This window comes from Dyella sp. EPa41 (assembly GCF_016586165.1).
In the GTDB taxonomy this organism is placed as follows: Bacteria; Pseudomonadota; Gammaproteobacteria; order Xanthomonadales; family Rhodanobacteraceae; genus Dyella.
In genome coordinates this window covers 1-18,878 of the sequence record NZ_BCPR01000042.1, presented here as the reverse complement: position 1 = coordinate 18,878, position 18,878 = coordinate 1, and the positions used below count along the sequence as shown (strand labels likewise).

The 18,878-nt window shown below is 65.8% G+C and carries 20 protein-coding genes; 9 read left to right on the top strand and 11 right to left on the bottom strand.

The window, feature by feature from the left end:
* The first annotated feature begins 11 nt into the window (after window positions 1-11).
* On the top strand, window positions 12-1,613 hold the full coding sequence (locus JMF82_RS13925) for a S53 family peptidase (RefSeq protein WP_201315168.1): 1,602 nt from the start codon (window positions 12-14) through the stop codon (window positions 1,611-1,613).
* A 183-nt stretch (window positions 1,614-1,796) separates the two neighbouring features.
* On the opposite strand, the gene JMF82_RS13920 is transcribed toward JMF82_RS13925, so the two are convergent.
* Window positions 1,797-2,195, bottom strand: a complete 399-nt coding sequence (locus JMF82_RS13920) for an RcnB family protein (protein ID WP_201315167.1) — start codon at window positions 2,193-2,195, stop codon at window positions 1,797-1,799.
* 433 nt (window positions 2,196-2,628) lie between these two features.
* Here JMF82_RS13920 and JMF82_RS13915 point away from each other — a divergent pair, with 433 nt between their 5' ends.
* On the top strand, window positions 2,629-3,357 hold the full coding sequence (locus JMF82_RS13915; RefSeq protein ID WP_201315166.1) for a hypothetical protein: 729 nt from the start codon (window positions 2,629-2,631) through the stop codon (window positions 3,355-3,357).
* Between the two features lie 83 nt (window positions 3,358-3,440).
* The gene (locus JMF82_RS13910) at window positions 3,441-4,283 is read left to right on the top strand and encodes a transporter (protein WP_201315165.1); all 843 of its coding nucleotides are present in this window, start codon (window positions 3,441-3,443) and stop codon (window positions 4,281-4,283) included.
* 74 nt (window positions 4,284-4,357) lie between these two features.
* Here the strand turns inward: JMF82_RS13910 and JMF82_RS13905 are convergent, their stop codons facing one another.
* Together JMF82_RS13905 and JMF82_RS13900 are read right to left on the bottom strand one after the other, a co-directional pair.
* A complete protein-coding gene (locus tag JMF82_RS13905) occupies window positions 4,358-4,831 on the bottom strand; it encodes an SRPBCC domain-containing protein (RefSeq protein WP_201315164.1) in 474 nt (157 codons plus the stop codon).
* Between the two features lie 139 nt (window positions 4,832-4,970).
* Entirely contained in the window at window positions 4,971-5,834 is an 864-nt protein-coding gene (locus JMF82_RS13900) for an aldo/keto reductase family oxidoreductase (RefSeq protein WP_201315163.1), read from the bottom strand.
* A gap of 95 nt (window positions 5,835-5,929) precedes the next feature.
* Here JMF82_RS13900 and JMF82_RS13895 point away from each other — a divergent pair, with 95 nt between their 5' ends.
* Together JMF82_RS13895 and JMF82_RS13890 are read left to right on the top strand one after the other, a co-directional pair.
* A complete protein-coding gene (locus JMF82_RS13895; protein WP_201315162.1) occupies window positions 5,930-6,874 on the top strand; it encodes a LysR family transcriptional regulator in 945 nt (314 codons plus the stop codon).
* Between the two features lie 74 nt (window positions 6,875-6,948).
* Window positions 6,949-7,245 (top strand): hypothetical protein, encoded by a 297-nt coding sequence (locus JMF82_RS13890; protein ID WP_236585476.1) that lies wholly within the window; start codon window positions 6,949-6,951, stop codon window positions 7,243-7,245.
* A 17-nt stretch (window positions 7,246-7,262) separates the two neighbouring features.
* On the opposite strand, the gene JMF82_RS13885 is transcribed toward JMF82_RS13890, so the two are convergent.
* From JMF82_RS13885 to JMF82_RS13875, 3 genes are all read right to left on the bottom strand, one after another.
* Window positions 7,263-7,958: a CBS domain-containing protein gene (locus tag JMF82_RS13885; protein WP_201315161.1), complete on the bottom strand. Its 696-nt coding sequence runs from the start codon at window positions 7,956-7,958 to the stop codon at window positions 7,263-7,265.
* 90 nt (window positions 7,959-8,048) lie between these two features.
* Window positions 8,049-8,630, bottom strand: coding sequence for a GNAT family N-acetyltransferase (locus JMF82_RS13880; protein ID WP_236585475.1), 582 nt, complete (start codon window positions 8,628-8,630; stop codon window positions 8,049-8,051).
* Between the two features lie 123 nt (window positions 8,631-8,753).
* Window positions 8,754-9,551, bottom strand: a complete 798-nt coding sequence (locus JMF82_RS13875) for a helix-turn-helix domain-containing protein (protein ID WP_201315160.1) — start codon at window positions 9,549-9,551, stop codon at window positions 8,754-8,756.
* 245 nt (window positions 9,552-9,796) lie between these two features.
* On the opposite strand from JMF82_RS13875, the gene JMF82_RS13870 reads away from it, so the two are divergent.
* Window positions 9,797-10,234, top strand: coding sequence for a universal stress protein (locus tag JMF82_RS13870; RefSeq protein ID WP_201315159.1), 438 nt, complete (start codon window positions 9,797-9,799; stop codon window positions 10,232-10,234).
* Between the two features lie 15 nt (window positions 10,235-10,249).
* Here JMF82_RS13870 and JMF82_RS13865 read toward each other — a convergent pair whose 3' ends face one another.
* The 4 genes from JMF82_RS13865 to sulP all read right to left on the bottom strand — a co-directional run bounded on the left by JMF82_RS13865 (window position 10,250) and on the right by sulP (window position 14,889).
* Entirely contained in the window at window positions 10,250-11,239 is a 990-nt protein-coding gene (locus tag JMF82_RS13865) for a zinc-dependent alcohol dehydrogenase family protein (protein ID WP_201315158.1), read from the bottom strand.
* Between the two features lie 24 nt (window positions 11,240-11,263).
* Window positions 11,264-12,538, bottom strand: coding sequence for a divalent metal cation transporter (locus JMF82_RS13860; protein ID WP_201315157.1), 1,275 nt, complete (start codon window positions 12,536-12,538; stop codon window positions 11,264-11,266).
* Between the two features lie 132 nt (window positions 12,539-12,670).
* Entirely contained in the window at window positions 12,671-12,913 is a 243-nt protein-coding gene (locus tag JMF82_RS13855) for a hypothetical protein (RefSeq protein ID WP_201315156.1), read from the bottom strand.
* Window positions 12,914-13,158: 245 nt separating this feature from the next.
* Entirely contained in the window at window positions 13,159-14,889 is a 1,731-nt protein-coding gene (gene sulP, locus JMF82_RS13850) for a sulfate permease (protein ID WP_201315155.1), read from the bottom strand.
* 409 nt (window positions 14,890-15,298) lie between these two features.
* On the opposite strand from sulP, the gene JMF82_RS13845 reads away from it, so the two are divergent.
* Both JMF82_RS13845 and JMF82_RS13840 read left to right on the top strand, forming a co-directional pair.
* Window positions 15,299-15,673: a response regulator gene (locus JMF82_RS13845; protein ID WP_201315154.1), complete on the top strand. Its 375-nt coding sequence runs from the start codon at window positions 15,299-15,301 to the stop codon at window positions 15,671-15,673.
* A gap of 235 nt (window positions 15,674-15,908) precedes the next feature.
* Complete coding sequence (locus JMF82_RS13840) at window positions 15,909-16,640, top strand: hypothetical protein (RefSeq protein ID WP_201315153.1); 732 nt, start codon at window positions 15,909-15,911, stop codon at window positions 16,638-16,640.
* A 68-nt stretch (window positions 16,641-16,708) separates the two neighbouring features.
* Here JMF82_RS13840 and zwf read toward each other — a convergent pair whose 3' ends face one another.
* The gene (gene zwf, locus JMF82_RS13835) at window positions 16,709-18,100 is read right to left on the bottom strand and encodes a glucose-6-phosphate dehydrogenase (protein WP_201315152.1); all 1,392 of its coding nucleotides are present in this window, start codon (window positions 18,098-18,100) and stop codon (window positions 16,709-16,711) included.
* A gap of 435 nt (window positions 18,101-18,535) precedes the next feature.
* Between zwf and JMF82_RS13830 the strand changes: the two genes are divergently transcribed.
* A partial coding sequence (locus JMF82_RS13830) for a PA2169 family four-helix-bundle protein (RefSeq protein ID WP_201315151.1) occupies window positions 18,536-18,878 on the top strand: 343 nt, incomplete at its 3' end.

The window sequence follows — 18,878 nt, the reverse complement described above, 5'->3', positions numbered from 1 at the left end:
GAGAACAACTCATGCAGATGAAGAAATCCTCGCTGTGCGTTGCACTGGTTGCCGCGCTGGGTGTGATGACTTGTGCGCAGGCAACGGCGGGGACCACATGGAAGACCACGGCGACGCACGCCCATGAACTCGCCGCCACCGCCACCGCCGCCGACCTCGCCGATGCGAGCACGCCGGTGCACGTCGAAGTGGTGATGAAACTGCAGAATCGTTCCACGCTCGACGATTTCATCGCGGCCTCGCACAACCCGAACAGCGCCGCCTACCACACCAGGCTCAGCGCGTCGGACACCATCGCAATGTTCTCCCCGAGCGCCGCGCAGGTGCAGGCGGTGGTCGATCACCTGGGCAAGGCCGGCTTCAGCCACATCACGGTGGCGCCGAACCGCATGCTGGTCTCCGCCGACGGCAACGCCGGGGCCGCGCAGGCCGCTTTCAGCACGCGACTGATCAAGGCGCACGACGCCGAAGGTCGCGACGCCTACGCCAACATCGACGACGCCAAGGTGCCGGCGGAACTCGCCGATGCCGTGCTCTCCGTGGTCGGCCTGCAGACCGTGTCGCACGCGCACACCATGCTCAAGCCTGCCGATCGCGTTGGCACCAGCGCCACCACGGGCGTGACGGGCCATAACCCGACCACCTTCCCCACCATCTACAACGCCGGCAGCACGCCGACCGCTTCGACCATCACGGTGGGCATCATCAGCGACGGCAACATGACGCAGCCGCTGAAGGACCTCACCGCCTTCACCACCGCGAACGGCCTGCCGGCCGTCAACACGCAGGTGATCGTGGTCGGCACGCCCGGCACCGACACCAGCGGCACGCCGGAGTGGGACCTGGACAGCCAGGACATCGTCGGCATGTCGGGCGGCGTCGGCAAGCTGATCTTCTATGCCGCCAACTCGCTCAGCAACAGCGCGCTCACCGCGGCTTACAACCAGGCCGTCAGCGACAACCAGGCACGCGTGATCAACGTGTCGCTCGGCGAATGCGAAACCAGCGCCTACAACGACGGCTCGATGGCCGCCGACGACCAGATCTTCGCGCTCGGCGTATCGCAGGGCCAGACGTTCTCCGTCTCCACCGGCGACTCCGGCTCGAACGAATGCAGCAAGGCGCCGCGCGGCACCACGCCGAGCTATCCGGCAAGTTCGCCGTATGTGGTGGCGGTGAGCGGCACCACGCTCAGCACCGGCACCGGCAATAGCTGGGCCAGCGAAACGCTGTGGTCGAAGGCCGGCGGCAGCCCCAGCACGGTCGAACCGAAGCCCAGCTGGCAGACGCAGGGGGGTGGCACCACGCGTGACGTCGCCGATGTCGCGATGGACGCAGACCCCAACTCGGGTTCCATCATCATCGTCAACGGCAGCAATGCGCAGTACGGCGGCACCAGCCTGGCCGCGCCGCTGTTCGCGGCGACCTGGGCTCGCATGCTCGCCGGGCACGCCACGCTGGGCTTCGCCGGCCCGCACCTGTACCAGGTGCCGACCAACAGCTACCACGACATCACCTCGGGCAGTAACGGTGGCGAGACGGCGACCGCGGGTTGGGATTACGCCAGCGGTTTCGGCAGCACGATCGTGACCAACCTCAACAGCAACCTCTGACCTCGTTGCATCGGTAGCCATGCGGGGCCTTCGCATCGAAGGCCCCGTTTCCCGGTGCGCGAATCGTTGAACCGATCGCAGCGCGAGAGCGTGAACCTGCCGCGCCGTTCGCTGGGATATCCACAAGAAAAGCCACCGCCCTCGCAGGCGGTGGCTTTTTTCTCGTCGGGCCGATGGCGTCGCTCAGAAACCCGCGGCGATGTCGATGACCACGCCGCTGGAAATCAGCGTCAGGTAGAACTGTCCACCGTCGGCGCGCACCCAGCGATAGCCCGGGTCCGGACGGCGCAGGTGGTAATGCTCGTAGTCGGTCACGTAGTACTCGCGCGTGTAGTACTGATCGGGCAGGCGATCCCCCTTCTTGTACCAGCCCTTGTGCTTGCCGTTGTCGTGACGCCCTTCGTCCTTGGGGTTATGGCCGTGGCCATGATCACCGTCGTCCCAACGGGCATCGTCGTCGTTGCCGCCACCATTGCCATTGCCATGGCCGTTCCCATGACCGTGGCCTTGCGGCGAGGCGAAGACCATGCCGCTACCGGCGAGCAAGGCGGCCGCAACGACAAATGAAAATAGGCGCTTCATGTTGACTCCGTACGAGGACGTGGAAATGTTCGATGGGTGTCGCGCGCGTTCACCCACGGCGACACCGCTACAACATCGCACAAAAAATCGATGGGCGCGCCAGGCCGTGTAAGGAAGTACTAAGCAAAAGCGCTATATCCCCAGCCTCCCTACGGTTCGCCAGGCACAGCCTCGCGCAAGAAAGGCCCTTGTTTTATGCGACTTCGCGCACGGAAAAAAGCGCTCCTTGACTCGCGGCTGAAGGATTTTCTTCTGCTTGCTGAACTTGCGTACGCGCGCTCTTTTCTTGCGCCGCCGAGTCCGCCAGTATCCGCCGCCGAGGCCGTCGGGTGAGCACGCGTTTGCTGCACTACCGCACGGCAGATGCGGAGTTCATCTGATGCCCCACGGGGCGCCTCGAAGGGAACGAATCATCACCTTCAAGGGGCAATCGATGAAAAAGCACGTACATGTACTCACCGCGTTGAGTGTCGCCGTCGGCCTGTGCATGGGCAGCTCGCTGGTCATGGCCGACACCGCGCCGACCACGCATACGGCGCCGGTGAGCGGTCAGGAAAGCACCAAGCTCGCCGCCTCGTACACCACGCTCGCCGGCTCCACCGGCAACGCGCAGGCGTTGGTGACCGGCTTGCGCAGCGGCACCGCCATCGTGCTGGTGACGCCGGCGACGGCGACCTCGCTCGCCGTGCAGACCACCTTCACCCCGAGCACGGGTCAGATGGGCTACGGCAACGTCAACATCTCGCTCGCGTTGGCCCAGGCCGAGCTGACGGCGGCTGGCATCACGCAGCCCACGGCCGCGCAGCTCGAAGCCGCGTTGAACGGCGGCACGGTGACCGGCCCGAACGGCCCGGTGCAGCTCACCGGCGTGCTCGCGCTGCGTGCCGATGGCCAGGGCTGGGGCAACATCGCCAAGGCGCTCGGCTTCAAGCTGGGCGACGTCATGAGCGCCGCCAAGGCGCACGGCCCGGTGCCCGATAGCGCCGACATCGCGCATGGCGAGAAGACCGACAAGGCCGGTCACGCCGACAAGGCGGACAAGGTCGCCAAGGCTGATCGCCCCGACAAGGCCGATCGCCCGGACAAGCCGGATCATCCGGACAAGCCCGAAAAGCCCGAGAAACCCGAGCGCCCCGACAAGCCCGAACGCGGCGGCCGCTGATTACAACAACATCCATCGCGACTCGCGTGGAGGCCTCCATTGAGGCCTCCCGACCTTTTTTTGCTACGCCCTAGGAAGGACTCATGAATCTGAAGAACACCAGCACCCTTTGCGCCCTCGGCGTACTGGGCCTGATGGCGCAGGCAGCGCACGCCGACGACAGCTCCACCATCAAGGTCGGCGCCGGCATCGACTACACCACCGGCAAGTACGGCACGTCGACCACGACCGACATCACGCAGGTACCGGTCACCCTCGGTTACGACATCGACAGCTGGTCGTTCAAGCTGGCGGTGCCGTACATCCACGTGTCCGGTGCCGACAACGTCATTCCCGGCATCGGCCCGGTGAAGAACAACAACCCGAATGGCCGTGGCAAAGGCAAGGGCAAGGGCAATTCGCAGGGCGGCACCACGCCGCCGACCACCGAAACGACCGGCTCGGCCTCGGGCCTGGGCGACGTCACGGCGGCGGCCACGTACGAGGCCTACACCAACAACGCCGCGCAGTTCGGCATCGACCTCACCGGCAAGGTCAAGTTCGGCACGGCCGATGAAGACAAGGGCCTGGGCACGGGCAAGAACGACTACACCGTCAGCATCGACTCGTACAAGGGCTTCGGTGCCTGGACCGTGTTCGGCGGCGTGAGCTACACCTGGCTCGGCAGCTCGCAGTACATCCAGCTCAACGACGTGTTCGGCGCGAACGTGGGCGCGAGCTACAAGCTCGACAGCCACAGCAGCTTCGGCGCGTACTACGACTATCGCGAGAAGGCCTCGGACACCAGCTTCGCGCGCAACGAGCTCACCGGCTATTACGCGTACAAGTTCGCCAGCGGCTGGAAGGCCCAGGCCTATGTGACCAAGGGCTTCACCGATGGCAGCCCGGATTGGGGCGTCGGCGCGACGGTGGTTTACTCGTTCTGACCGACCCCATGCGACGGTGCCGTGTGGCGCCGCTTGCGGAGTTCACGGCGGCGCCTTCGGGCGCCGCTCGTGTTTCAGGCGCGCGACTCGACGTATCGCTTGAACACCTCGAGCGTTCCCGCCCAGTAGAACCGGAGATGGTGGTAGATCGACGCCGAGGGAAAACCGGTGGCTGAGAGCGACAACAGCGTGCCATCGCCATCCCCTTCCATCGCGAAGTCGAGCGTCGTGTAGCTCGATGGCCGCTCCGGCAAGCCGGACAGCGAACTGCGATGGCTATAAGCCAGCCGCTTCATCGGCTCGAGGGCCAGCAGCACGCCGCTGTTCTCGAAGGGCACATGATGAACGCCGCGCACGACGAAGCGGCTTCCCACCCGCCACGTGGTTTCCACGCGGACGTCCATCGACGGATCGCCCATCCATAGGCCCATGTGCTCGCTGGACACCAGATCGTTCCACACCGCTGCGACGGGCGCGGCGATCTGCACGACTTCGGTGAAGCGCTCGGGAACAAGGCTCTCTGTCATTCGCTCGATCGTCGCCTGCAACGCGTTTCCCTGGAAGCGTCTTATAGCGCCATGGCGTACCCGCTCGCCCGTGCCGTGCGCCGCGCTCGCGAGGGCATGGCGCGACCCGGCTCGACCACCAGCCATCGCTCGCCGCGGCCGGCAAGCGGTGGCTGCGCCGTCATTCGGCGGCGATGGCGTTCAACTCGGCCAGCACGGCGTCACTCAACGCCCATTGGGCGGCCTGGATGTTCTCGCGCAGATGGGCTATCGACGATGTGCCCGGGATCAGCAGCAGGTTCGGCGAACGGTGCAGCAGCCAGGCCAGCGCAAGTTGCATGGGTGCCGCCTGCACGCGCGCGGCCAGCGCCGACAACCCGGACGACTGGATCGGGGTAAAGCCGCCCAGCGGGAAGAAAGGCACGAAGGCAATGCCCTGGCCCGCCAGTTCGTCGACCAGTGCATCGTCCGCGCGCTGCACCAGGTTGTACTGGTTCTGCACGCACACGATCTGCGTGATGCGCTGCGCTTCGGCGACCTGCGCGGAGGTGACGTTGCTCAGACCCACGTGCCGCACGAGACCTTCCTGCTGCAGGCGCGCGAGCGCTTCGACCTGTCGCGCGATGGAGCCTTCGGCAGGTTCGTGGATGTTGCCCATCACGCGCAGGTTGACCACGTCCAGCGCGTCCAGGCCGAGGTTGCGCAGGTTGTCGTGCACGGCACGGCGGAGATCGCCAGGTTCCTGCGCGGCAAGCCACGCGCCGTCGTCGCCACGCACGGCGCCCACTTTGGTCACGATGAGCAGATCGTCCGGGTACGGATGCAAGGCCTCGCGGATGATCTGGTTGGTAACGTGCGGGCCGTAGAAGTCGCTGGTGTCGATGTGGTTGACGCCCGAGGCCACGGCTTCGCGTAGCACGGCGAGCGCCGCGGGCCGATCTTTCGGTGGGCCGAATACGCCCGGGCCGGCAAGCTGCATGGCGCCATACCCCATGCGGTTCACGGTGCGGCCGGCGAATGGGTAGGTGAGGGTGGGTGCGGACATGGGGAATCTCCTTGCGGTGGCACAGCCAATATGAGAGAGATTGCCCTGTCCGATAATCCCGTCGAATCCGCACGGGCTGTGCAAAAAGGCAAACAATGAGCGTGGAGATGAATGACCTCGCCGCCTTCGTTTCGGTAGCGCGCGCCGGCGGCTTCCGCGACGCGGCGCGCACCAGCGGCGTGTCCGCCTCGGCGCTCAGCACGGCGGTACGTCGACTGGAGGCGCGCCTTGGCGTGCGACTGCTCCATCGCACGACCCGCAGCGTGGCGCCCACCGAAGCAGGCGAACGATTGCTGGAACGACTGATGCCCGCGCTTGCGGACATGGAAGCGGCGCTGGATGTGCTCAATCATTTTCGCGACCGCCCCGCGGGCACCTTGCGCCTGAACGTGCCGGCCGGTGTCGCGCGCACCGTATTGCCGCCGATCCTGTTTCGCTTTCTCAAGCAGTACCCCGATATCCGCGTGGAGATCACCGTCGAGGACAGCTTCGTGGACCTCCCCTCCGCCGGCTGCGACGCGGGCATCCGCTACGACGAACGGCTGGAGCCGAACATGATCGCCACGCCGATCGGCCCCCGCGTGCAGCGCTTTGCCACGGCGGCCGCGCCGGCCTATCTTGAAGCCCGCGGCCGCCCGAAGCATCCACGCGATCTGCTCGACCACGCCTGTCTGCGCGGCCGCTTCGCTGGTGGCGCCATGCCGACCTGGGATTTCGAATGCGACGGCGAGGTGCTGCGCCTCGACCCGCCGGGATCGCTCGTGATGCGTCCCGGCTCCGCCATCGATGTCGCCATCGGCGCGGCTGTTGCCGGCCTCGGCGTGATTCATCTCTACGAGGACATGCTGCGCCCGCATCTGGACAGCGGCGCGCTCGAGGCCATCCTCGAACCGTGGTGGCAGGATTTCAGCGGCCCGTTTCTCTACTACGCCGGGCGGCGGCATCTTCCCGCGCCGCTGCGCGCCTTCGTCGATTTCGTGAAGGCGGACGCGCCCGCGCAGCCGGCATCCCTCCCCAAGACCAAACCGCGCGCCCGCTGACGCACGCGGTCATCACGTTCCCCCGGCGGCGCTGCGCTACGCTTGGCCAAGGGAACTACCGGGAGTTTGCCGACATGCGTGCCCCCACCGGTTCAGTCGTCGGGCTCTGCGCGGCCTCGGCCACCATGAGCGCCCTCGGCATGGCTTTCCTCGGATATTGGGGCGTGCACGAAGCCTCGCCCTGGCACTGGCCCGACGTGGTCGCCGTCACCCTCGCCTTCCTGGGTTTCGCCGCGCTGGCCTCGACGCCATGGATCGTCACCACGCCCGTCGAAAACGAAAGCGAGGAACGCATCGTGGCGGCACGCCGGGCCTTCGCCATCGGCACCGCACTGATCTGGCTTGCCGCGCTGATCACCGTGATCAGCTAGCCGCACCGTTCGGACGGCTATTTGAAATAGCCTCGCGCGGGTTCCTCGACGACCAGCCTGTCACGGACGCCGGTAACGCCCGGCACGTTCTCCACCAGCACGCGCAGCGCGTCGCGCATCGCGCCATTGGTGACCACGCCGTCGATTTCCACCGCGCCCTTCGCCACGCCGACCTTGATGGCCGAACGCGTGATCCACGGGCAGCGCAGCATCTCCTGGTCGATGCGCCGGCTGATGTCGGCATCGGACGTTTCCGCCGCCGTCGTCTCGGGCAAGGCGTGGAGAAACGCGCGCATGAAATCGGAGCGGCTCAGTATGCCGGCGAGTTTCCCCTGCCGGGTCACCGGAAGACGGCGGATACGATGCTTCTCCATGAGCGCGACCGCTTCGCCCAGGGGCGCCGACTCCTCGATCGTCACCACGTCGCTGGTCATCAGGTCGCCGACGCGCCGACTGTGCGTATCGACATATTCCTGCGCCATGCGCCGCGGCCCCAGCACGATCTCCAGCCAGCGTGGCCGGTGATGGTCGGTGCCCACTTCGGCGCGCCGCAGCAGATCGCCTTCGGTGATCATGCCGACGAGCTGGCCCTTGTCATCCACCACGGGGAGGCCGCTCACCCGCGCACCCAGCATGATGCGCATGGCCAGGGAGACACTGTCGGTGGCCAGGGCGGTCCTGACCTGCGCATTCATCACGTCACTTACGTTCATGGGTCGTGCCTCGGCATGAATGCCATTACGCGGCGCTGTCGTGGCACCGGCCCTCGGCGCCCGTGCGAATGACGTTAGCGCTGTTGCGCATCAACGCAAATCCAGCGAATGGATGACCTGCGTGCTGTCGCCCGGATCGAGCCTGCGATGGAACCCCAGGTAGCTTGCCAGGTCACGCATGGGCTGGTTGTCCGTCGCATCGATGGAGAACAGGCGTGCAAAGCCCTTGCGGCGCGCCATGTCGATCAAATGGCGCATCAGCAGCACGCCGAGGCCGCGCCCCTGCCAGTCCTCGGCCACCGTCACGGCGCATTCGCACTGCTTGCCGTCATCGCTCACGTGGTAACGACTCACGCCGATTTCACGCAATTTGCCGCCCTCGTGCACCAGCGCGACGAACGCCACACGCCCCATGTTGTCGACCGCCATCAGCCGGTCGACGAGCGCAGGCGGCACCTCGTCGAACGTGCCCAGGAAGCGCAGCCGTCGTGCGTGGGGCGACAGGCGGCCCAGGAAATCTTCTTCGCGTTCCCGGTCCTCGGGACGCAATGGACGGATCAGTACCGGCGTGCCGTCACGCAGCGGTTCTATCCAGTGATCGCCCTCGATCGCATGGAGAAAGGGCAGGAAAGGCCTCGCCAGTTCGGCGGTGTTGGGCATGGCTGCAGGCATGGGTGTGACCTTGGCTGAGCGAGGCGGCCGGACCGCTCCGGGATCACGACGCCGTCGGGAATGGCATGGCATCCAGCACAATCGAGTTGTACGCTGGCCGGATGCACGCCAAGTTGACTGCCGTCAGTTTCGAGCCGCCTTGTCACTCGCAGGCGCGAATGGCTCGCCCTTCATTTCGCCCACCCGTGAAGAGGGATGGCAAAGCCCGGCGAGCAGGTCCGGCTGAAGGATCGTCACCGCCCGGCGACGCACGCTGAGCACGCCCAGCTCCTCCAGCCGCGTGAACAGCCGGCACACCGTTTCCACCGCCAGCCCGAGATAACTGGCGATGTCCTGCCGCGACATGGGCAGCGACAGGCGCGAGCCGTCGCGCTGCAACGCGGCGTAGCGTTCCGACAGGTTCTTCAGGAAGATCGCGAGCCGCGCCTGGGCCTGTTGCTGGCCCATGGTGACCAGGTGTTCATGCTCCTGGATCACTTCGCGGCTGATGACACGCAACAGCTGCCGGTGCAGGGCCGGGACTTCGGCCAGAACGCGCTGCAGTTGCGAATACGGGAGCTCGCAGATGCTGGTGCGCTCCAGCGCTTCGGCATGGCAGGCATGTCGCCCGGATGCCAGCGCATCCACGCCGACGATTTCTCCCGGCAGATGAAACCCGATCACCTGCTGCTCGGCGTCATCATCGAGCACGTAGGTCTTGAGGGAGCCGGAGCGGACCACGAACAGCGAGTGAAAGGCTTCGTCGAGCCGATACAACGACCGGCCGCGCTCCAGCAGGCGCTTGTCCCGGACCGTGGCATCGAGCCGGGTGAGTTCGCCGTTGGATATCCCGGCGGGCAGGCACAATTCACGCAATCCACACGAAGCGCAGCTTCGGCGCAGCCGACTGAGGTCGAGCATTTCCGCGCTGGGCTGCTGCATGGCACGCCCTCCCGCCGGGGAGAGGAAACGGTGCTTTTGATGCTATCACGGTGCATCCGGGGCGGCGGATGGGCGCGAAAGGCCGGGGGCCCGACCATGGACACGACGCCCGCGAGCGCCGCAACTGACCGTGGTCAACTTCGATCCGGTGGCGCCATAGCAAGCTTTCCGGCACCCGGGATGCCCGCACCAGGCGATCCGTCGCGCACCGGGCGCCCACAGTCGCCATATGCCGGAGCAAGGCCATGTTCAAGCACATCCTGCTGCCTACCGATGGTTCGGATCTTTCGCAGCGCGCCGTGGACATCGGCATCACACTGGCTGCCAGCCTCGGGGCCAAGGTGCTCGCATACCACGCGATGGAGCCTTTTATCTCCTTGCCCTATGACACGGAAATGATGGCGTTTCCGGAGAATGTCTACATCGATCAGGCCAACGAGCATGCCGTGTATTACCTGGAGCAGGTGCGCGAGCGCGCCAAGGCCGCGCATGTCGCCTGCGATGCCGTATCCGAGTTCGAGCACCGCCCCTATGAAGGCATCGTGCGCGCCGCGCGCGACCGGCATTGCGACCTGATCGTGATGGGATCCCACGGGCGCTCGGGCCTGGACAAGCTGTTGCTCGGCAGCCAGGCCAATAAATTGCTGCTGGCAGCCGATGTCCCGGTGCTGATCTGCCATTGAAACGGCGGCGCCGCGCTAGGGGATGAGCACCGCCGCGCCCTGCAGCGCGCCGCGCCGAAGATCATCGAGCGCCTCATTGGCTTGTTCCAGCGCATACCTGCGCACATGCGACACCACCTTGGCCGAGGCTGCCGCGGCCAGGAAGGCATGTCCGTCGTGGCGAGTGAGATTGGCCACGGACACCAGGCGTCGCTCCTCCCACAAAAGCCGATAGGGAAAGCCCGGGATATCGCTCATGTGGATACCGCCGCAAACGACGCTCCCGCCCTTGCGTACCGCACGCAACGCCAAGGGCACGAGTTCACCCGACGGCGCAAAGATGATCGCGGCATCCAGTTCGAACGGTGGTCGCTGCGTGGAGGCGCCAGCCCAGGTCGCACCCAGGGACAGCGCAAACGCCTGCGCCTCCGCATCGCCTTCGCGCGTGAATGCGCAGACCTGCCGCCCTTGCGATGTCGCCACCTGGATCAGCAGGTGCGCGGCGGCGCCGAAGCCGTACAAGCCGATCCGTTCGCCATCGCCCGCCAGGGACAAGGCGCGGCCCCCGATCAGGCCGGCGCACAGCAAGGGTGCGGCTTGCGCCGCGTCGGGATAGAGCGCCTTCGGCAGGGCAAGGCAGAACGCTGCCTTGGCGAGTACGTGGGTGGCGTAACCGCCATCGCGCGAGCAGCCCGTGAATACCGGGTTGTCGCACAGGTTTTCCTGGTCGTGGCGGCAATAGAAACAGGTACCGCAGGTTTCGCCCAACCATGGCACGCCCACCTGCTCGCCGACACGCGGCGATGCGACGCCCTCGCCCACCGCCTCCACCGTGCCGACGATCTCGTGTCCCGGAACGATCGGGTAATGCGCCTGCGGAAGCTCCCCGTCCAGCACGTGCAGGTCGGTCCGGCAGACACCGCAGGCGGCGACGCGCAGAAGCACTTCGCCTGCGGCAGGCGCGGGCAACGTGCGCTCGACCAGGGACAGCGGCTGTCCCGGGCGACTCAGGAGCATGACTTTCATGGCTTGTGCCCTCTTCATCCCGGCTCAAAGCAACATGCCGAATACCGCCAGCGCCATCAGTCCGGTCGCACCCCAACCCAGCCAGCGAAGCCAGTGCTGCACCACGAACGGCCCCATCACCGCCTTCAACGAGGCGATCCACATGATGCCGACCATCAGCGGTACGGAGATCACGCCATTCACCACCGCGGCCCAGAACAGCAGGCGAATGGGATCCACCGGCGAAAAGCTGAGGATCACGCCGAGCAGGATCGCGCCCACGATGATCAGGTAAAACAGCCGGGCGTCCGCGGGCTTGTCGCTGAGCCTCGAACGGTTGCCCACGGCCTCCGTCACCGCGTAAGCCGCCGACCCCGCCAGCACCGGAAGGGCAAGCATGCCGGTTCCCACGATGCCCAGCGCAAACAACAGCGAGGCGAATCGACCCGCGACGGGTTCCAGGGCGCGAGCCGCATCCGCCGATGTCTCGATGGTGGTGATGCCGTGCGACCTCAGCACCGAAGCCGCGGTCACCATGATGAAGAACGCCACCAGGTTGGAGTAGCTCATGCCGAACACGGTATCGAAGCGGATCCGGCGAAACGCCTCCACGGACTGCGCCGGGGCTTCGATCAAAGGCGTCTCGATGGCCGAGGCCTCCTCTTCTTCCACTTCTTCCGACGCCTGCCAGAAGAACAGGTAGGGACTGATGGTGGTGCCGAACACACCGACGATCATCACCAGATAACTCCTGTCCGCGAGCTCGCGCGGCCACATCGCGGCAGGCAGGGTCGACCAGGGCACCTGAATCACCAGCGCAGTGGCGACGTAGGCCAGCAGGCTGACGGTAAGCACCTTCAGGAAAGGCGAGTAGCGCGAAAACGGAACGAATACCTCGAGCGCCAGCGAGAACAAGGCGAACACCGCGGCATAAAGCCAGGCCGGCCCGCCCACCAGCAGGTTGAAGGCAGCGCCCATGGCGCCGACATCGGCAGCCAGGTTGATCACGTTGGCGAAGAGCAACAGCATCACCAGCGCGAACACCACGGGCTTCGGCAAGTGCTCGCGCATGTTGGCCGCCAGCCCGCGCCCCGTCACGCGCCCGACATGCGCACAGATCATCTGGATGCCGATCATGAATGGCACCGTGACGATCACCGTCCACAACGCCGAGTAACCCCAGCCCGCGCCGGCCTGGGAATAGGTGGCGATGCCGCTGGGATCGTCGTCCGCCGCACCCGTGACCAGCCCGGCGCCCAACCGGCGCACGCGGAGCAAAGAGCGCTGTCTGATCGCCACCGGAACACCATCCGTCGCCATGCAAGCCTCCCCTGGATTCAGCGCCTCATGTCGCCGGCATCGGCCGCGGTGCCGGGCCGCGGCGTGCATGCACTTTAGCGCCGGGCGCATGACACGGATATGCGCCCGGCGCGCCTTGGCGTCGCAGCACCCTCATTCGAGGAAGATGTCGTCTTCGATGAGCACGGCGAGGTGGCTGTAGCAGATGGGGCCCTGCTTCAGGCGAAGCTCCACCGCTTCGGCCACGGCCTGGCAATTGGCCGGCGTCACTTCGCATTGGTGGCAGCGCAGGAAATCGATGACAAAACCCTGGATGCTCCAGGGAAGCCGGTCGAAAGGCGTCGCGCCTTCCCGAAGAGTCGAACGCCTGAGCCGCTTCCTGATCGTCGCTCCCACGCCCTGCCTCCGTCCGTTGTCAGCAAAGGCAAGCAAGATGCGCTCCAGCACCGGTTTTCAATCACTTGCCCTGTCGCGATGGTGTCCGCGGACACTGCGTGGACAGAAACAGGACAACGGCCGGCGCAAGCCCGGCCTTCGAGCGGCTTACCGGGACGAGGCGGTACCGGCGCGGCGATGACCATTCCCGGGTCCAGCGACGATCTTCGATCGAACGAAACACCGGCCCGGCAAGCACCCGTGTCTCATGGGGACGTGTGCAGATAGGCGTCGACCGCGCTGCCCACGGTGGGGTGGAAATGGTGCTCGCCGAGGATGTCGCCCAGTTCGAAGCGCCTGAGCTTGTCGCGGACCGGATCCTTCATTTCGGCGAAGTGCAGCGCGATGCCTCGCTCGCCCAGGATGCGGCAGAGTTCCCGCAGCATGTCCGCAGAGGTGACATCGACGCTGGTGACGGGCTCGGCGGCCACCACGACCCGCTTTACCGATGTCGGCGACGCCTCGACCGCTTCCAGCAGACGCTCCTGGAACAGTTCGGCATTGGCGAAGAACAATGGCGCGTCCCAGCGGAACAGCACGAGCCCGGGAATGCGTTCGGCGTCGGGATAGCGCTTGGTGTCGTGGTATCCGCGCAGGTTGTCGACGCGACCCAGCACGGCGTAGTGCGGCCGCCAGCCGTCCCATAGGAATTCAAGCACGGCCAGCACCACGGCGATGCAGATGCCGGGGATGGCGCCGAAAACCGCCACGCCGACAAAGCAGGCGATGGACAACCAGAACTCCCACTGCTGGATGCGATGGATGCGCCGCAGATCGGCGAACTCGAACAAGCCGAGCGCGGCCGCGATGACCACCGCCGCCAAGGCGCTGTTGGGCAGGTGTCGCATCAGGTTGGGCGCCGCGATCAGCACCACCGCCACGGCCACCGCGCCCACCACGCCGGTCAGCTGCGTCCGGGCGCCCGCGGCTTCGGCCACCGGCGTGCGCGAGGAGCTGCTGCTGATCGGAAAACCCTGGAAGAAACCCGCTGCCAGGTTGGCCGCGCCCAGGCCCACCATCTCCTGGTTGGGATCCACGCGCGTATGGAAACGCGCCGCGTACGTGCGCGACAGCACGCTGGTATCGGCGAACGAGATCAACGCCACGGCGCAACCGCCGAGCACGATCTTCACCACGTCGGCGCCACTCGCCCAGGGGACCGCGAAGGCGGGCAAGCCCTGCGGAATCGCGCCGAGCACCTTCACGCCTGCCGCATCGAGCTTGAAGACGCCAACGCAAAGCGTGGCCAGCACCACCGCGATCAGGATGCCGGGCACTCGCTCGAAACGCTTGAGGAAAAGGATGAGCAGCAGGCTTCCCGCGCCCACCGCGACGCTGTAGCCGTTGGCCTGACCCTCGGCGATGGCCCTTCCCAGGCTCACGATCTCGCGCAACGGCCCTTGGTCGTCCACGCGAATGCCGAACAGTTTCGGCAACTGGCTGATCAGCACGGTCAATGCGATGCCATTCATGTACCCATAGCGGATCGGCTTGGACAACAGCTCGGTGACGAAGCCCAGGCGCAAGAAGCCAAGGATGATGCAGAACAGGCCCGAGACCACCGCCATCATGCTGGCCACGGCGATGGCGCGCGAAGGGTCGCTGCCGGCGACGGCCACCACGACCGCGAGAATCGGCGCCGCCAGCGAAGAGTCCGGGCCCAGCACCAGGATCCGGCTCGGCCCGAACATCGCGTAGGCAAGCAGCGGGATGATGGTGGCGTAAAGGCCATACACACCCGGCACGCCCGATGCTTCGGCATAGGCGATGCCCACGGGCACCAGCATGGTCGTCAGCACCAGTCCGGCAGCCACGTCCTTGGGCAGCCATGAGGCCTGGTAAGTGCGCAACGTCGACAGGCCGGGAAGCCAGCGCAACCAGCCTTGCGGCGTAACCGGCACCACTTCGCCTTGAGCGACGGATCTGTCGGAAGGCATCGGGACCATTCCCCATCGAGACGCGACCGTACGGATCATAGGCTTGCAGCCACGTGGCGACCACAACCATGGCGCAGCTTCCCGCGATCCATCGAGGCGCTCTCTTCCGTCCCGGAAGTCGCCTTGCGTAGTTCTACTTACGTGACCATCGGGAGTTGTCCGGGTGCTGCGCGCGGCGCACCGTGTCGTGGCGTGCCTGTGCATCGATGGTTGCCAGCTGTCGACGCGACGCGGAGTTCCGATCCAGGCAGCAGGAGAGGTGCGGGCAGCCGCGAAGGCGCTCCATCGCTTCGATCGAGCTCGTCGCCCGGGACCGACGGCGTCTTCGCATTTCCTGGATCGGCACCACCACGCATGCCTGTTTCATTTCACACGGCAAGACACCACGCGGATGCTAAAACACCAGCCCATGACCGACGACGAACAGACCTCCCCTGCAACCGTCCTCATCGTCGAGGACGACTACCTCATCGCCAGCACCATGAGCGCAGCGCTCGAGCTGGCGGACTGGCGGGTTCTCGGACCCTTCCCGAGCGTGGCCACTGCGCAACGCGCGCTGGACGAAGGACAGGCCGCAGCCATTGCCGTGCTCGACGTGAATCTCGGCGGCGAGCATGCCTTTCCCCTCATCGATCGACTGGTCGAGAGCGGCGTGCCGATCGTGCTGACGACCGGCTATGACGAGGACGCGATTCCGCCGGCCTACGCCAATATCCGGCGCCTGCAGAAACCGGTTCGCATGCATGCATTGATCGCCTGCCTGAAATCCATGCTCCGGCACTAGCCGATGGGCGTTGCAAGGAGAGTCGCCGGGCACGGTGACACCCGGTCATCCCACCGCAGCGTGAAGAAACACCGGACTGCGCCGCCGCTTGATGCCAGCTAGGCATGAACTGCACAGCCGGTTGACACGCGAGCCTTGACCATCGGGGTGGATCACCCATGCCGAGAGGCCCGTTGTTCAGCTCGCTTGCGCCTTTCGCCCGGGGCGGTCGTCATCCATGGCGAGGGACGACGCAATGAGCCATCTCAAGACCGAACTGGGAATACGTGCCCTCAGGGCGCAATTGGGCGCGCAGTTTCGCCGGCATGGCCCGGTGATCGATACCTTGCGCCTGTCGGTGATGGAACTGGAGCAACAGACCGACGACCGCGACGCCGATTACCTGCACGCACGCCTGACCGGTGTTCTGCACAAGTGGCGCATCAATCTGCTCATCCAGGCCAATCCGTGGCTGATCCTGCAACGCGCGTTCTATAGCCGTTCTTCGCAACTGGTGGGCCCCGGGCTGCTCGGCAACATCATCGTCACCGATGACGGACGCGCCGCCCGCATCGCCGAGGTGGTGACCTGCGAGCAAGCACCGCGTGACGCCGACCTGCCTCCCGATGCCATCGGCCGCCTGGTGGTGTCTGAGGAGAGCCCCGAGCCCAAGGTCTGCGTCCTCTGTGGGCATCCGGCCAACATGTCGGCGGTCGCACTTGCCAGCATCGAGCCGCTGGAAGGGATTGCCCTCATGACGGCACATGCATCCTCGGAACGACCCACGAGCTTCCGCGGCGCTTCGATCGTCCATGCGCTCGGCCTGGGATATCGCCCCCACGCCATCGACCTGACCCATCGACGCAGCGCCGTGCAGATCGCGTCGATCCTGCAAGCGGTTCCGCTGGCGGTGGGACGGCCAAGGCGCATCCGCCGAAACAGTCATGCGCGCGAGTGGCGCTGGAGTATTGCCGGCTGCCCTCGATAGTCGCGCAGGACACCCGAAGACTTTCGCGACCAGGCCCGATGCGCGGATCACCGCCTGAAGAATCGCCGTCAGCAAGGACGCGCCTTCTCCTTCTTCGGGTCATGCCAACCGCCATGCCTTGACGCGATGGCGTCGGCGGCCTCCGGCCCCCAGCTGCCGGGCGCGTACTCGTGCACGGGGCCCGCGTTGTCCCATACGGGGTCGAGCACGGCCCAGGCCGCTTCCACGCACGCATCGCTGGTGAATCGCGAAGGATCGCCACGTATGGCTTCCCCGATCAGCCGCTGATAGGGCAGTTCCTCGCCCACCGACCGGTGCCTGGCCAGCAGTTCCACCGACTCGCCGCGCATCCGCTCCCCCGCCCGTTTCACCCGCGCGCCTACGGCCAGGGTCACTTCCGGGCCAAGGCGAAAACGGAAGTAATTGGTCCGCGCGGTCGATGCCGCGTCGAAGACGGCCAGGGGCGGCTCCTTCAGGCTGACCATCACTTCGCAGGCGGTCAGCGGCAGGCATTTGCCGGTGCGGATGAAGAACGGCACGCCCGCCCAGCGCCAGGTATCGATGTGCAGGCGCAACGCCGCGAAGGTTTCCACGCTCGAATCGGCCGCGACTCCCCGCTCCCCGCGATAACCACGGAACTGGCCACGCACCAGCTGGCTCGGCTTGAGGGGTCGCATGGCCTGGAACAGGCGAAGCTTTTCCGCACGCATTGCTTCGGGCTCGTATCCCAACGGCGCCTCCATGGCGAGCAAGGCCGTCACCTGCAGCAGGTGGTTCTGCACTACGTCGCGCAGGGCCCCCACATCGTCATAGAAACTGCCACGCCCCTGGATGCCGAAGTTCTCGGCCATGGTGATCTGTACGTTGTCTATATGCGTGCGCGACCACACCGGCTCGATAAACGTATTGGCGAAACGGAAATACAGGAGATTCTCCACCGCCTCCTTGCCCAGGTAATGATCGATGCGAAAGATCGACGACTCGGGGAACACGTCGTGCAGGATGCGATTCAAGCGCTTCGCGGAGGCCAGGTCACGACCAAAGGGCTTTTCGACCACGATCCTCGCGCCTGTCGCGCAACCCGACCTTGCAAGGCCCTCGACCACGATGCCGAACATGTCGGGCGGTATGGCCAGGTAATGAAGCGGGTGGTTCGCCTTGCCAAGGGCCTGCTTCAGGCGCGCATAGGTATCGGCATCGTTGTAGTCGCCGTCGATGTACTGCATCTGCGCGGCAAGGCGATCGAAAGCGACGGCATCGATGCCGCCGTGCTCCCGCAGGCTGCCGCGTGCGCGTTCCCGCAGTTGGTCCAGGGTCATCTTGCCGCGGGCGACGCCGATGATGGGCATGCGCAGGCCGCCGGAACCGATCAAGGCCTGCAACGCCGGAAAGATCATCTTGTAGGCGAGATCGCCGGTCGCTCCAAAGAAGACGAATGCATCCGATGAAATGACGCTCATGATCGCCGGTTCACTCCCTGTCGCTGGTGGGCCCGATGCCTCATTTGGCGTTCAACCACCGTGGCGTGATGAACGTCAAGGTCGGGCATGAGGTTCATGGCCATCACGTGATGCTCGCCCGAATCGTTCATCCGTCCCCGGCGAACGCGCTTGCTTGTGGTCACGCAGGAAATCACGCGCATCGACGCGTATATGCAAGGCAAGCAACGCAGCGAACAGGCCCGGCGTGAACCGGTGAACGGGCTCCTGCATTCACGCTTCATCGCGACTGGACGGCATCGAGCCTAGATTCGATGGCGCGTCTCGACCGCCCGGGCGCAAGGGATCGCCCCTTCCCGTCTGCTGTCCGCGGGAGGGACGCACCGGGGCAGCGTGACCTCGCGGCCCGCTGTCCCGGCTTTCACTCCTTCGGTTGAGGCAACACGCAAACTTTCCATGGGCGACCACAGGCACGACATCAGCATTCTCAATGGCCTCATCGAGGCCTTGCTCGACAGTCGCGACGGCTACCGCGAAGCCGCGGAGCAGGCGAAGAACGTGATGCTTGCCGAGCTGTTCAGGCACTGGTCCACGCAACGGCACCAGGTCAGCGCGGAGCTTCGCGCGGCGGTTCGCACGCTTGGTGGCGAACCGCCGGAAGACGGCACGGCCCTCGCCTCCGCCCATCGCGTCTTTCTCGATCTTCGCGCGCACATGAGCAAGACCAACAAGGCCGTCGTGCAGGAAGTGGAACGCGGCGAGGATCACATCAAGCACAAGTTCGAGCGTGCCTTGATGG